The organism is Cupriavidus sp. YR651, assembly GCF_900101625.1.
Classification (GTDB): domain Bacteria; phylum Pseudomonadota; class Gammaproteobacteria; order Burkholderiales; family Burkholderiaceae; genus Cupriavidus.
In genome coordinates, this window is record NZ_FMYZ01000002.1 from 720,778 (window position 1) to 735,605 (window position 14,828).

At 56.1% G+C, this 14,828-nt stretch carries 13 protein-coding genes; 5 read left to right on the top strand and 8 right to left on the bottom strand.

From position 1 onward, the window contains the following. Window positions 1-26 precede the first annotated feature (26 nt). Window positions 27-341, top strand: coding sequence for an H-NS histone family protein (locus tag BLR29_RS09485; protein WP_092136527.1), 315 nt, complete (start codon window positions 27-29; stop codon window positions 339-341). 62 nt (window positions 342-403) lie between these two features. On the opposite strand, the gene BLR29_RS09490 is transcribed toward BLR29_RS09485, so the two are convergent. The 7 genes from BLR29_RS09490 to BLR29_RS09520 all read right to left on the bottom strand — a co-directional run bounded on the left by BLR29_RS09490 (window position 404) and on the right by BLR29_RS09520 (window position 8,660). Beyond that, a complete protein-coding gene (locus BLR29_RS09490) occupies window positions 404-1,687 on the bottom strand; it encodes a DUF4062 domain-containing protein (protein ID WP_092136529.1) in 1,284 nt (427 codons plus the stop codon). A 62-nt stretch (window positions 1,688-1,749) separates the two neighbouring features. After that, on the bottom strand, window positions 1,750-3,834 hold the full coding sequence (locus BLR29_RS09495) for a DEAD/DEAH box helicase (protein WP_092136531.1): 2,085 nt from the start codon (window positions 3,832-3,834) through the stop codon (window positions 1,750-1,752). Between the two features lie 2 nt (window positions 3,835-3,836). Beyond that, window positions 3,837-4,691, bottom strand: a complete 855-nt coding sequence (locus tag BLR29_RS09500; RefSeq protein ID WP_092136532.1) for a HamA C-terminal domain-containing protein — start codon at window positions 4,689-4,691, stop codon at window positions 3,837-3,839. Window positions 4,692-4,862: 171 nt separating this feature from the next. Further along, entirely contained in the window at window positions 4,863-5,207 is a 345-nt protein-coding gene (locus tag BLR29_RS09505) for a DCL family protein (RefSeq protein ID WP_092136534.1), read from the bottom strand. 9 nt (window positions 5,208-5,216) lie between these two features. Next, window positions 5,217-7,274, bottom strand: a complete 2,058-nt coding sequence (locus BLR29_RS09510) for an ATP-binding protein (protein ID WP_176860906.1) — start codon at window positions 7,272-7,274, stop codon at window positions 5,217-5,219. Beyond that, window positions 7,271-7,741, bottom strand: coding sequence for a hypothetical protein (locus tag BLR29_RS09515; RefSeq protein ID WP_092136537.1), 471 nt, complete (start codon window positions 7,739-7,741; stop codon window positions 7,271-7,273). Before BLR29_RS09515 ends, BLR29_RS09510 begins: the two co-directional genes overlap by 4 nt. Further along, a complete protein-coding gene (locus BLR29_RS09520) occupies window positions 7,734-8,660 on the bottom strand; it encodes a hypothetical protein (RefSeq protein WP_092136539.1) in 927 nt (308 codons plus the stop codon). The genes BLR29_RS09515 and BLR29_RS09520 overlap by 8 nt, the downstream gene beginning before the upstream one ends. A gap of 569 nt (window positions 8,661-9,229) precedes the next feature. Between BLR29_RS09520 and BLR29_RS09525 the strand changes: the two genes are divergently transcribed. Beyond that, on the top strand, window positions 9,230-9,673 hold the full coding sequence (locus tag BLR29_RS09525; protein WP_092136541.1) for an HU family DNA-binding protein: 444 nt from the start codon (window positions 9,230-9,232) through the stop codon (window positions 9,671-9,673). A gap of 192 nt (window positions 9,674-9,865) precedes the next feature. Next, window positions 9,866-10,180, top strand: coding sequence for an H-NS histone family protein (locus tag BLR29_RS09530; RefSeq protein ID WP_092136543.1), 315 nt, complete (start codon window positions 9,866-9,868; stop codon window positions 10,178-10,180). A 1,743-nt stretch (window positions 10,181-11,923) separates the two neighbouring features. Here the strand turns inward: BLR29_RS09530 and BLR29_RS31880 are convergent. Beyond that, window positions 11,924-12,208 (bottom strand): hypothetical protein, encoded by a 285-nt coding sequence (locus tag BLR29_RS31880; RefSeq protein WP_143018427.1) that lies wholly within the window; start codon window positions 12,206-12,208, stop codon window positions 11,924-11,926. Between the two features lie 796 nt (window positions 12,209-13,004). Between BLR29_RS31880 and BLR29_RS09535 the strand changes: the two genes are divergently transcribed. Continuing rightward, the gene (locus BLR29_RS09535; RefSeq protein WP_255371150.1) at window positions 13,005-13,658 is read left to right on the top strand and encodes a TetR/AcrR family transcriptional regulator; all 654 of its coding nucleotides are present in this window, start codon (window positions 13,005-13,007) and stop codon (window positions 13,656-13,658) included. Between the two features lie 79 nt (window positions 13,659-13,737). Next, window positions 13,738-14,727, top strand: a complete 990-nt coding sequence (locus tag BLR29_RS09540; RefSeq protein ID WP_092136545.1) for an alpha/beta fold hydrolase — start codon at window positions 13,738-13,740, stop codon at window positions 14,725-14,727. Window positions 14,728-14,828: the final 101 nt, after the last annotated feature.

Sequence of the window (14,828 nt, forward strand, 5' to 3'; positions counted from 1 at the left end):
GCAAATCAACAAGGAGAACGAACGCAATGGCTACTTACAAGCAACTGTTGGCCCAAAAGGAAGCACTGGAAGCGCAAATCGCAGAGGTGCGCTCGACCGAAGTCGCCGGCGTCATTGAGCAGATTCGCACGTTGATGGAACAGTACGGGCTGTCCGTCGAAGATGTCCAAGGCAAGCGTCGCCGCGGTCGCCCAGCAGGAAGTGGGGCAGTGAAGGCCGCCAAAGAGCCGTTGCCCCCGAAGTATCGTGACCCGAAGACTGGCGCGACTTGGTCGGGCCGCGGCCGTGCGCCTGCTTGGCTGGGAAAGAACCCCAATCGGTTCCTTATTGCCGAGGAGTAACCTCAGGTGGCCCCTACCTCAGCGAGGCTAGGGGCATCACTTTGCAAGTGTATGGTACGTTCTCAGTTGAGCGTCGGGTCGAATGACTCAAGGAAGTCGTCCGCATTCTGACGAACTCCAATCAGGTTGAACCGTGCGAGTGTTATGTCGTCTACCTCGACTTGGGCCGGTGATACATAAACGCTCCGATCGCCATTCCGATTGCGGTCTTCCATAAGTTCCGCCATGTTGCCATCTCGCAAAGAGTGCCCGACCACCGCCACCCGGCTTGTGGACAATAGTGCGCGTAGGCTCTGAAATACCGGGCGATTTTCGATGGCTCGAAGATCGGCTGTCGTAAGACACAGTGACTTCAGATCAGTAATGCTCCCGTTCATCTTATAGATGCGAAGGCGACCATCATTTGTCGCAGGGGCCTCAGAGTCAGGGGTGATGACTTCATAGGGAACGTTCTTCTCGATGCAAGCCAACTCGAAGAGTGTGTCGAAATTCGTCGTCACGATGGCCTTAAACTTCAGCACAGCCTGCTGGTGAGCTACGGTTGGGCGTACGTGCTGTGGCGGATTCATCGTCTGTTCGACTACATCTAGAAGCTTCGCTCTTCCAAGGCGCGCCTCCAAAAGACTAGCTACCTCGCTAAAGTTGTATCGATAGAGGTCTGACGTATCTTCCATTGATGGCCACAAGAATCGTGCCAACGCCGTGGTCAGTACGTAGGCGGTCGGGTAGCCGGCAATTATGGAAAGTCCTGCTCCTGCAACAAGAACCCATTCGGAGTCTTGAGTGTTGGTACGAGCGCCCTCTTGAGAGGGTCTCGGAATGGCAGGTACGGGGGTGATTTTTGAATCCCGTGATCGAACGTGTTCCTTGAGGAAAGAATTCGTCCATAGACTCACAAAAGCGCTGGACGCTTTCTCTGCCAGATCGTCAGCCCATTCGAACTCGGTGCGAAATAGCCCATTATGCCAATCAGAAACTTCCTTTCTAAAGTTATCCCGCTGCTCGTCCGGTTTAGTGCCATATGAAAGCTTCTTCATGAAGGCGATTACGGGAATTCCCAACTCGCGAGCGTAGTCGAATTCCAGGTGAGTCACAGATTTCTTCTGTCCTGCTCCGTAGCCACTCGTGGGGTTCCAGCCATAACTAGTACCAAGTATGAGCACGCAAACATGGCATTGCTCCATCTTTTCCCGAATAACTTCCCAACTGGACTCGCCAGTAGGACTGAATTCCTCGGCGAATACCGGGTCGATTCCCAGGCCTTTCAAGCTCTTTACTACTGCCCTGCGTTCGTTCTGCAGGTCTTCCATCGTGCTGCTGATAAATGCGCGAACCTTGGTCGACATACTGGACTCAAATTAAATCATAGATTGATAACAAATAATGCGTCTCATCGGCAAATTTATGGCTACGGCTCGAGTGCTGAAATGACCCATTTACGTTCGAACGGCGTCAAGGCGGCGCTCTTAGACTGTGCTATAGCTGCCAGCTTAGCCGTAAGGCCAGCCTTGGTATCACCGGTGTGGAAGCGTTCCGAGATCTGAATGGGGATGCCCTCTTCGTCAAGGTTCTTCAATATCTCGTCCTTAAACCACCGGCTCAGCAGCTGAACAAAGAGACTGTAGTCCGCCGGCTTCTGCTCAGCCCGTACAAAAGCTTCAACAAGTGAGAACCACTGAGGGAGACCGTACTCGCAAGCCCGAAGAAAGCGAAAGACGTTGTCGTAGTTCTCTGGGTTGCCGATGTACTTCGAGTCATACTCGTTAAGAAAGGCCTTCATCGTGCGGGCCTTTCGAATGGAGTAAATTAGGTAGGTAAGCGATTTCGCCGTGAAAGCGCCGAACTCGTTTGGCCGCCTGACCGAGCACACTACATCTACAAGCGTCTTGATTTGCTCATAGTGAGGGTATCTGGTCCATGTCAGCTCCGCTCCTTTTTTTAGAGCCTCTGAAACGGCGTCCTTCAATCGACCAGCGCTTTCGAGGCCTAGGGAAGCTGCTAGCTTGAGCCCCGGACCGTCGAGGCCGAGGAGCTCACGTACGGATGTCAGTCGCTCGTCCGTTGACTTCTTCGCAGGCATATCATCGAGCTGCACGACGTAATCCAAGGGTACAACGTCCTCATCTGCGAACAGGGTTGGATACACCTCCATCTCTTCTTCAAGAGGTGTTTCGTTAAACAAGAAGACCTTTCCTACGTGGTGTTGTCCGAGTCGTCCGGCTCTTCCCTTGATGTTGGAATACGTGAAGAAGTCGTATGGCTCCTTGTTTATGCTCTTGTCATAAATAAGGACGGTTTTAGCGGCCGTGTTGACACCTTCGATGAGCGTGGATGTACAGAACATGACGGGGAGCGTGTCATCATTGAAGAGCCTAACCATATGAGCAGCAATGGCACGAGGCAATCTGCCGTGATGGACCCCGAATCCAAACCTCACAGTGGAAACTAGAGACCAGTTTGCACCTACGTTCTCCGCTAACCAAGCCGAGAACTGGTCCGCGGTATCGGATACCGCCATGCTGTCTGCCGCGGATGCGGCGATCTTGTTGGCGCGGTCGGGAGACGACACGAAAACCAGCGCCGGCCAGTTGTCGTCCTCACCAATCTCGTCAAGAAGTCGCTCCTCCTTGTTGTCAATACCACGCAAGTCAAAGGTGTCGACGGCGACAGTAGAGAACTTCGTTCGAAGAAACTCGAACTTCCAGCGCCCGCCTTCGGTGAAGTGGACGTTGTCGATGTTCGGGCCGAGGAAGAAGTATTGTCTCGAGCGGTTGAGCAGCTTGTACACCGCAGCGTTCAGCGTGATGCTTCTATCGTCCCGCCTGTTCGGGTCGAGCTTATAGAATTCATCGACGACTGTGAGGTCCAACTTACCTAAGTCTGTGCGATGAATCAGTCGTTCCTGGGTGCCCAAGAAGATGGTCGGTACGCCTTCTGGTGCCGCCTCGTTAGGGTGCATCACCACGACGAATCGGTCCCTGAATCGCCGTTGGAACCTGCGACGGAACTCATCCAGGAGGGCGATAGTCGGCAATACGATGGCAATCCGGGAATACTTTCCAGAGGCGAGCAACGCATCGACCAACAGACTCTTTCCGAAACTCGTGGGGGCGCTAAGTATGAGGTTCTTGCCAGCCAGGAGGATATTTAGGGCTTCGATCTGTTCACGGTGCAGGGTAACCCCGTCAAGCTCGGGAACCGTCACTGCTTCCGCAAGCAGCAAATCCGAATCAGTAGCTGCACCCTTGTCGATATAGTTCCAAAGTCCGCAGGCTCGGGCGAGCGAGCTCAAGGGCTCACGGAAGGAGTCCAGTTCGGGACGCTCGACAACAAGCTCGGAAAGTCGTGGGACTATCTCGAGCACGCTTGGGCTGATTGGCGCCTCCGATTGGACCGCGCTCGCTGCACGTTGGAGGACACTGAACACCTGCGCCTTCAGGGCTTGCCCTTGCATAGCTGTGATCGTTGACCATTCTTGGGCAGAAATTTGCATGGTCAGTCCTTAATCAATAGACCCTTCAATCGCCTATCAAACGCGTTCGCCAGCCGCTCTTTAGATTCTAGCGGTACGTAAATTAGATGAACCTTAATCTTCTGCGGGAGCTTTGATGCCGAAAGCTTGTCGCGAAGTGCGCTGAGTTCCTGCAACACGCTTCCTATGTACTCATCCGTATGGGACTTGTGCTGTTTGACAGCATTGCTATCGCAGGCAATACATATTGGGAAGACCGCGTTCTCGAAGAGAGCGTCGATGGAAGTCTGACTCGAGAGAATCTTTCGGATCTTGTCCGAGTGTGGTAGATATTTTGGAACCAATGGCGAAAGCAAGAGCTTCTCTTGCTTGAGGAAACCGGCATCAATGTGCTCGCTTACGGACTTGATGGCTGATGCGACAGCGTCGGTACCGTCCGTGTAGAACTTGGACTCCCCCAGCCATACCTCGAAATCATCTTCGCCGATGTAGCGAACATGGATCAAGTCAAATGACTTTACGACATCGTTCGACGCTGTTTTATAAAATACTCTTGGGGCTAAGGGAACTGTGCCGAAAAAATCTCGACAGATAGCATGTAGGGCGATCTCTCCAACCTCACCGCGCTTGTGGTAGTTGTCGGTTGCATAAACTCGCACAGCGGCCTCTTTGAGGCGGACGTACATGTTTCCGTGATGCACGTCCAACTCTTCCTCTTTCAAGGCGTAATCGGGAATCCATTCGATTATGTGGTCGGCAAGCGCACCACATCGCCATTCGCTAAGCTCATACCCCGCGCAATAGCTGTAGTGCAGCCAGGGATCATCAAGCGCATGGAGTTCAGCAAGTAGCCGCTCAGGCAATGAGTGAACCTTCATCGTGCACCCCCGTGAGCTAACTGGGCTGATTTTCTTGGGCAGCCCATGTCAGGCCAGTTAGTCTGACAGGTATGATGCCTTCCCTTCATGTACCCCCCGATTCATTATTTTTAGTTCTTATATACTGATTGTAGTGCGATTTGAATTATGTCTTTAGGAAGGTTACCGATGTCACGGTGTTCGCGACCCGGCCACATCAAGTGCCTTCCGGGTGCTGAAGTCAATGCTTGTTCCATCGCTGCGAACGACGAAGAAACACGACGTATCGCCGGGGTGGTCTTGGTCCTTGCGGCGCTCAAAGTGCGAAATGCCCGAGCCGACTTTGGTCGGCTCACCTGGACTCAATACCGAGTCGTAGACCTGTAGCAGCGCTGCCAGGTCGTCGTGGTCGCCTGCGTCAGTGACACGCGCCCCATCTGAGTACCTGGCGAGCATAGCCTTAAAGTGCTCAACCGCATCGCCCTTCTTCGACCAGCTACGGCCGTTGGGCAAGTTGATGGAAACAGATTTTCCCATGATCTCTCCCTAGTTCAGTGGCCGAATGACCTTGCCTTCCCACTGAATCAGCTGGAACTTGAGGCCGGCGGTCGCCTCAAGAAACACCGACTCCATCTCATCGAAAGAAGCGGCAACGATGGACTGCAGACCGGTTTGCGCGCTCAACAGCTGAAGTAGGGCGTGCTGGCTCATGGCGCGCATCGAATGCTGCCCGGGCTCATCCATTAGAAGGATCCCCGGATGATGTCCTTCTACATCTGGCATCGAAGATGCTTGGTAGAGAGCCAACAGGTAGCCCCAAATGAGTCGTACGAAGTCGCTTGCGCTGGAGTCGGCGGTGAGGTTTGTTTGCTGGCCCTTGGTCTTGATGATCTGCCTCAGCTCAATGTCAGAGAGGACGGGTGTCAAAGTGTCCAGACTGATGCGGATGTCCTCAACTTCCGCGCTCTCGTAGCCAAACGAACTCGCATTGCTCCGGAAGAAGTTCTCAAAGTACCGGATGTGTGCGAGGTCCGTTTTGCTGTATGTCTCTTTCGGTAGAGCGCGGCGACTGGCTTGGTTGGCGCCAAGACGACTCGCCACCCCTTCAAAGACGGTTATTAAGGTATCAAACTGGGAAGTCAGGACTTTCAGGTTGGACAGTTCCAGTTCAATCTGAATTTGCCTGCGAACGACGGCGCGAGACTCAACAACGCCATTGCTGAGGTCGCCGCGCAGCGAGTTATGATAGTCGCGGGTTGCCGCCAGACGTGCCGCTACGTCGCCTGCGGCAATCTCGGAGTTACGAATTTCCTCCAACACGCCGTTAATTTGGCTCTGCAGCATGAGCCGCTGACTGTCGAGGTATTTGATGTTCGTCTCAAGATCCATCTGAGGCCCGGAGACGATTCCCGCCAGCAGGGTGCTCTCGACGGCCTGATGGCATGTAGGGCAGTGATCGGTGGCAAGCTCGAGGTCCAGCTGAGCTCCGAGCACACGTAGCTTTAGTGCGGTCTTGTTACGCTCTACATCTTCGGTCGCTTCAGCGTGCAACTGACGAAGCTCCGCCAGAGATGCATTCTGCAGCGTGAGGTTCGTCGTCACCCGCTCATGCAGAACGCTCAGCCGTTGAAGTTCCGCCGAAACCGACTCGAGTTCCTGAAGCGCTTCAGCACCCGAAGCCTCCTTGTATGCCTCAGCTTTTGCGCCGAGCGTTGCGTGCTCCTCTCGCAGGGCGCTGACATAGTATGCCAGCGAAGTCTGGGTCTTCCCGTCTGACTTTACGAGTTGCACCGATGACGCGTCGAAGGTGGACGTTGCAGTCGCAGAGAGGCCCTCGATGACGACTCCATTCGCGGTCGTAGCAAGGCGGAGCTTCTCGTAAGCCTTTCGCCAATCGGAGTCGATTCCCAGCGACTCAGCATCCAGCTTGGCGCGCTCGGCCTGCCGTTCGAAAACGCTCAACCCCAACAAGAACTCGGTCACACGGATGCGGGTATCCCGAATTCCAAAGAAAGGAGCATTGGCAATGTAGTCTGTCCATCCGCGCTTCTGCTCCACCGCCAGGGCCGCGAAAATCGTCTGGAGGTAAAGTTTCGCCATCCCTCCGTTCGTCGTTGGGACCTGAGGAAGTTGATAACCCAGGAACTGCTCTAGGAACAGAAAGAAGCCTTCTTCCTTTTGGGCGCTACCGGAGTCAAATAGATAGGTCGGTCGTGGAGATCCCAGTGCCGCGTCGCCAGTCAGGCGCGCACCTTCAAAGATTTCCACAAGTTTGGAGCTACGGGCGTCATCATTGATGGCCCTTCGAAGGGTGACGATTCGACCGTCAGCATTCTCCAGTTCGAGAAGTACCTCAGACATGTCGACCTGAATGCGTGTCTCACCATGAACGAAGTAGTCCTTGACGGCGTAGTTGAGAACCTTCTCGCCTTTGCCGCCAATTAGCTCCTCCATGCCTAGCCCGTAGATCAGGCAGTTGAAGAGGGTACTCTTCCCGCTTGAATTGCTCCCACGGATAACAGTAAGGCCGCGCCCGAACTCGAATTTGAAGCCAAACTCTCCGGCGGCGGTCTTCAATCTCAGCTTGATGGCACGGATGATCATGCTGCCTCCCATCCCTTAGCAACTTTGTCGATCATAGCCTCGGTTATGTCCTTGCCAATCTGTATCAGTAAGCTGCGTTCTTCTGCGAACGCGCCGGAGTCTTTGAGCACCTCCGCGATGAATGCCTTGCCTTTGTCTGCGATTTGGTATCCGGTCGATGTCGGTTGAACAAGTTCTTCCGCGATCGCGAAACGAACGGCAATAGCTAATGCCGGGTCGAATCCCCAGGCCGTCATGAGAAGGACCTTTGCCTTCGCCGCTTCCACGAGCTTCTGAATGCGGTCGGTTCTCTTCAACGCCCAATTGAACAAATGGAGGCGAGCCAGGGAGGACTTCCCGCCCCGAGAGGACAAATGAAGTACTAGTAGTACCTGCGCGATCTTATACAGTGGGCGGTGCTCTACGAGAACAGGAGAAGGGCGGCGTACAAAGCGAAGATGGCGCTTTTCAGCCAATAGTTCAGCCATAGTCAACCTCGCACACGGCAATCCATCTCGACACCATCAGCCGCGCGATCAACGCAGCTTCAGTCCCGTCGATGGCGGGGGCCAATTCCTTGGTAATGCGGTCAGTCAAGCCATCGCGAATTTTTTCGGTAAGTTCCTGAGGTGTTCCTTCCCAGGTGGCGCACGCCTCGACGACGTCGGCCTCATAGCCGTTGATGAGCTTGGCCAGTCGCGAGTGAACAGCAGGCGCTTCTTCATTTATCCGTCTGAAGTGAGCGTCATGCTCCAAGAACTCCTTCAACGTTATTTTCGCGAACTTTTCGGTCAATGAGTCGACCTTTTCGGGCGGATATCTCCCTTCAAATCTAGCCCTGGTTTTTCGTGCGACGTTCTCGTGGTATATGGCCGCGCCGACGTCTACATGCGGAAGCGTAACAGGCAGGCCGCCGAAATTCATGGACTGACCGGTGGCGGCCATCATCTCCTGAATCTCTGCCGCGTAGTGGTCGCCGTCATGCACCAGAACTTGAAAGTCCGGTTCGAGAATCGATAGACTCCATCCGCGAACCTCTGCTTCCTTTGTCTGAGCGTGCTTGAGTAGCTCGTTGTGGGCGATGACCGGGGTGACCAAGTACCAGCGTCGCAACTTCGTGGGCCCCAAAAGCTTCTTCAGGTCTGCCTCGTTGGTCCGCAGCTTTTTTAGATCAGTCGTAATCTTGTCGCGTTGCTTATCGTGCAGGTCCTTGGTGGGGTAGGCCTTGTCTGGGCAGTAGCACTGGTATCCACATCCCGTGCTCTTGGTGAAACCTTCCAAGCCATAGTCCCCAGGTGTGGCGGGAATATTGAGATAGCCGTCCTCAGCGAATTTGCGCTTGAAGACGAGTTGGCAGAGTCTTTCCCAGCTATTCCCATCAAACGGGCCGTACGGAGTCGAGAACACAGTGGATTCTCCCGCCCCTAACCCAGTCCTCGGAGGAGGACGAAGTGGATCGGCGTATTCCAGTGACCTGATGGAGTCCGATCCCGGAAAATTCGGGTAAAAGTGTTTTGGTCAAGGCCCAAGTAATGCTCCCAGGTCGCCAACAGCTGCGAAATTTGAACTAAATGTCGCTCTGTCGCTTCGAAGCACATTTTTCGGCATCTGTAGCAATTTGTAAAGGCAACAACAGCCCCAACGTTGTTCTGCAGCGCCAAGGATTGGGCGCCCGCGCGCGTGGGGACGCCTTCGGCAAGCGTATCGGGCGTGGGAACAGATGAGGGAAGAAGAATGGTTGGGACCGTTTTCGCGCGCTTGCTGGTCAACCCCGATCGGGGAGGGGTGAGCAAATGGAACGCCTTGGTAACTCACACTTCCACTGCCGTAGCAATAGCGCTGTTTCTATGGGCTGGCCCGGCGCGATTTGGACGCCGGAAAATTGTGACATCTCCACCCATTGCGCGCCGGTTCAAATCTTCGCTATGCTGCGCGGATTCCGGCAATAGTGCCGGTAGTTCTGCGACAGGAGCCACATGGCAACGAAGAAGACGGCCGCCCCGAAGACTGCGGTAAAGAAAGCGGCAGCACCGGCAAAGAAGGCTGCTCCCGTAGTGAGGAAGGCCGCGCCCGTAGCGAAGAAGGCTGCAGCAGCGCCCGTAGCAAAGCCGCTGAAGGACACGTTCAACAAGTCGAGCCTGCTGGCCCACCTGGTTACCCAGACTGAGTTGGACAAGAAGACGGTGCAGACGGTCCTGTCGCACCTCGAGAACACCATCGTGAGCTCGATCCACAAGAAGGGCGCAGGCGAATTCACGCTGCCGGGCCTCTTCAAGGTGTCGGCCATCCAGGTTCCCGCCACGAAGAAGCGCTTCGGCAAGAATCCGTTCACTGGCCAGGATCAGTGGTTTGCTGCCAAGCCGGCGTCCGTGAAGGTCAAGGTTCGTCCGCTGAAGAAGCTGAAGGACGCTGCGGTGTGAGGTACAGCAGCTAGCAGTGATAAAAAGAGGGGCCCCTTTCGCATTTGGAATCCTTGGGCAGGTGTTCTCATTTCCGATCCCTGGCGACGGGCGCAAAAATGGAGCCGTTGGGACGGTCACTGAGCTGGCTCTATTTTGGCGAAGCTATCTGTTAAGCTACCTATCAGCACGAAACTAGTGGAGAAAGACCGAATGGCAACCTACAAGCAACTGCTGGCTCAAAAGGAAGCGTTGGAGGCCCAACTCGCTGAAGTCCGCGCTAATGAAGTGGCCGGCGTCATTGAGCAGATCCGAACGCTGATGGAGCAATACGGTCTGTCCCTCGAGGACATCCAGGGCAAACGCCGTCGTGGTCGACCGGCCGGAAGCGGCGTTGCTAAGGCAGCCAAGGAACCCCTGCCGCCGAAATACCGCGACCCGAAGTCAGGCAAGACATGGTCGGGCCGCGGTCGGGCGCCCGCTTGGCTTGGCAAGAACCCGAATCGCTATTTGATCGCAGAAGAGTAAAGCATCGCGCGATGCTGGACCGACGGCCCCAGGCCTTATCGTTAGGCGCCAATAGATCCTCACAAGCTCGCGCAGGCGAGAACCCGCTGCTGGCGTGCTTGATTAAGAACCGCCTTGCCTACCTGGAGCCACAGAACCACCTGCGGTGGAACTGCTGAGGCGCTACCGGGCTAGCTAGGATGCCGACGGCCTACGCGCGCGGCGAGGATTGACGGCGCACCCGTCGTATGGAACGAGTCAAACTAAGGTTCAATGGAAAACATCGAACCTAGTTTTCGCCATTATCAAGTCCCTACGGGGGATGTCCCTTGTCGCCTCCGCCAGTCCCGCCAACTCCGTACGCGTTGCATGGCGGGAAAAGCCCTGGCAACCGACCGTAAGGGCCGCGACGGTCTTCTTCGCCAGCATCCATTGCAAAAGTACGGCAATCAAAGCCGGCTTCACGATGTCTTGTCGTCGTCGAAAGTGACGGTGCCCACCTTGAGCCGTAGATCGGCGGATAAGTGAAACGACTGGGGCTCAGAGGCGACTTCATTCGAGGCAGGAAGACCGCATATTTCCGGCTTTATCCTGGCACGCCCCCTTCGTCAGAGTCGATGACCGCTTCTGGCCCGATCTCTGCCCTTGGTCAGGCCTGGCAGGAACCAGCCCATCGGCCCAGCTTGCGGGTGACAAATTCAGTTCACAACCTGCAAACGCTTGTCCAGTAAAGGCTGGCGCAGAAGGGGTTCTGAGTCTTTTGATCCAGCGGTTGGAGGGCGCAGTGGGCAAGGTTTTGTTGCAATTTCGGACAGGACCTTCGCCGGCTCGTGTGGTGGGCCTCGACTATTCCTGTTCTTGCTGGGCATTCTCCCGGGCATTTGCGGCGGCCACGGCATTACCGATTTGTGACCGCTGCCGCCCAGATCTGTGGCAAGAGTTCAAATGGGTCTGTCGCTTCGATTTGTACAACCTTCATCACGAGTTGATCGTGAGGACTTTGCGCTGAAACGGCTTTCGCTGGAAATGGACGGTCGCCACGCGGCTATCGATTGCTGCATCTGGCCCAGCGAGCGCCTGATCCAACTTGGCGATCCGGCGAGCCGAGCACGGCAGGCACCAGTCGCACCTTTCTGGGACATTCGGCCGCCTTGAGGCGTGCGGTCGATCCGCGAAACGCAGTCATCAAGGTGTTCCAAGCTTGGAGGACGAATTGTTCACCGCGCACGATCCTACAGCACATCCGGATGGGGCTTTGCGTGCCTGAAGCGCGATTGGGCCCGGCCCTCAGCGAGCGCGGCATGCCGGGCGGCAAGCCGAGGCCGGGGCGGGCGATCTGTCAGCTTCGATGCAACATGCGCATCAATCGGGCCATGCCATGCAGCAGACCGATTCACTGAGACATTTCTTGCAGCAATATGTGGTCGGGTTGCGTAGCGTTGTCCCGTACTCTGGGAACGAGACAACAATGCTTCTGATACGCTCTAGGCCCGGAACCCCACTCGCGGTTAGCGTCTGTGCTAGCGACTGCGGGTTCCGGATTGCCCCCAACAGCTCATCTTCGGTCAGTTCGAAGTGATAGTCAGGCGGGCAGTCCTGCAGTTGGGGATTCGAAGACCCCTTCCCTTGGGTCTGGACGAGCTTCGTAGGCATAAGAACCTCCTTTGGCGGCACTAGGCCGCGCACACCATCCTAACGTCAAGATCGCTTTTCCCGCATCTTCCTATCGTGTCTACATGAGTTCGGTCTGAAGTCGCGCTTGCGCTAGTGAGAAAAACCAGTGGCAACGTCAGCAAACGGAAACTCTTTGCCGGGGCATTGTGCCCGCTTGCGCAGGCCACGGGTGCCGATCAATTTCGAAATGCAATTTTTTATCCTCTCCCAGTCACTCTGTCGATCGTCTGGAGTCTCGCCCGCCGCCGTGCCTGGTGTCATCGAAGGCGCTACCGCTGTTTTGCATTCTTCTTGCGTACTTAAATGCGGACGCACGTGAATGCACTTCAGGAAATGTAAGAAGCGTAGAAGACGGCCAGCAAAGTGCAACTGCATGCGGTTTCATGCTGGTCTGCACGGTATTTTCGGCGTAGAGCTCCTATGGCCGAGCCGGGCCGGGCCCAACCCCGCGCCACCATACCGCCGGGCGCAACCGTCCTTGGACAGTGCGACTGTTGACATATATACGAAATTGGAAGCGAGTGATGTATATGCGCCTTCAGGTTTAGTCGTGCATCGCGATTTTCCGAAGGACTATTAACGATGCAATCTCCCGAACACGCACGGGGCCAGATGTTGGGGAGTTCGCCATTAACGCTCGAAGGCGGGAGCACACGCCAGATGCCTGCAACTTTAAAGTTGGCTGACATTTCCGGCCCCCTGCCATGAAGCTTCCGACTGTCTCTGAACCCTTCTGTGACATTCGCCCAAAGTCCGACGAGCGGCTGCTTTAAACGCACTACAGATATGCGAGCGACAGCTAGGCTTTCGCTGATTAGCCTGTGAGCGCCACGATTTCAACTGACGCCAAATATAGCAAGCGCTGGAGACCGGTGAGGAGAAGGTCGCACTTTGGAGGATCAGCCCGATGATCCCGATCTGGTCGCGAAGATGCTAGCGTCGAATGATGCTCAGTATGGCCACGTCGAGCACGCCGAACTCCCACTCGTTCCCAAGCGGGCAAGTGTTCTAAACGTGGGTCAACATTCGATGCAAGAGCCTGCCGTGGGTGGGTCAGGATTCAGTGCAGGTCAACAGCCTGGGCTAAGGCCGCAGTGGGATGTTGTCGAAAATATGCATTGGGAGCCCTGAATAGAGGCACCGGCCCGCACGCCGGCAATCCGCCCCGTCGATGTTTGACAATAACCAACCAGTCGGCTATTATTTTTTCGAACTGCTCACCAACCATCGCGACATGCCAAGACCTGCCAACCCCGAAATCCGTCACCGCCTCCTGATCGACGGTGGCCGTGTGATCCACACCGCCGGGTTCAACGGGGCCGGTGTGCAGGACATCGTAGCTGCCGCGGATGTTCCCAAGGGATCGTTCTATAGCTACTTCGAGAGCAAGGAAGCCTTTGCCGCCGCAGTGCTCGAGGCTTATTGGGATTCAGTTGAGCAACGACATGGCAAAGTGATGTACGACGCGCGCATCGCGCCGTTGGCCCGGATCGAAAAGCTATTCGAGTTGCTGGTGGTCGATCACGCAGCACAGAAATTCAGACCTGGATGCCTTGTAGGCAATCTTTCCCTCGAATTGTCCAATACCAGCAGTGAAGTCCGAAAGGTCCTGGAGCGCATTCTGGCGCGCTGGCAAGGCATGATCACAGCCTGTCTAGACGAGGCCAAGATGCGCCAGGAACTGCCCGCGGACAGTGACTCCGAGCAGCTCGCGTCCATCATCATCGAAGCCTGGGAAGGCGCGGTCATGCGCAGCAAGGTCGAGTGCAGTGGCGACGCGTGCCGCCGGTTTCAGCAGGTAACGCTCAAGCGATTGTTGATCTGATATTTTTTTGCCTCTTTAAATAGACGACTGGTCGTATATACAGAGCAATGCGCTCACCCACCAAGAAAGGAGCCTCCTCATGTCATCCAACCACAACCTCGACCAAGGCGTTTCGCGACGCAACCTGCTGCTCGGCAGCGCGGCCGCAGCCGGCGCGCTGGCGGCTTCCGGCCTGCCCGGACCTGCTGCGGCAGCACCGTCGGCAAAGGGGGCGAGTCCTGTAACGGCAAACGGCAAGGCCTCAGGCAGCTACCTCACGGCAAAGGATGGCACCCAACTCTATTTCAAGGACTGGGGCGCCGGTCGCCCGGTGGTGTTCTGCCACGGCTGGCCGCTTAGCTCGGACAGCTGGGAGTCCCAGATGATGCTCGTCGCGTCGGAAGGGTATCGCGCGGTCGCGCATGATCGTCGTGGCCACGGCCGTTCAAGCCAGCCCTGGAATGGCAACGAGATGAATACCTATGCCGACGATCTGGCGACCGTGTTCGAAACCCTCGACCTGAGGGACGCCATCCTCGTGGGTTTCTCCACCGGCGGTGGCGAGGTGGCGCGGTATATCGGCCGGCACGGCACGCGACGCGTCTCAAAAGTGATGCTGGTGTCGGCAGTGCCGCCCCTGATGCTCAAGACCGCCACCAATCCGCGTGGGCTGCCGGTTGAAGTGTTCGACGGCCTGCGCGCTGCGCAACTCGCCAATCGATCCCAGCTCTACAAGGATGTGCCGGCCGGGCCGTTCTACGGCTTCAACCGTCCCGGCGCCAAGCCGTCGCAAGGTCTGATTGACGCATGGTGGGCCCAGGGCATGCAGGGCGGACACAAGAACACCTATGACTCGATCAAGGCGTTCTCGGAAACCGATTTCACCGAGGATCTCAAGAAGATCGACGTGCCCGTCCTGATCATTCACGGCGACGACGACCAGATCGTTCCGATCGATGCCGCCGGACGCGCATCCGCGAGGCTGGTTAGGAACTCGAAGCTGATCGTCTACCCCGGTGCGCCGCATGGGCTTACCGACACGCACAAGGAAAAATTCAACGCCGATCTGCTGGCATTTGTCCGCAGCTAACGCCGCCGAAATGGCCGGGCACTCTCGCGGTGTCCGGTGCCGATGGCATCACCACAAGCGGTGCCTCCCATGTGCAATCACCGTACCCCTTACGCAGATGC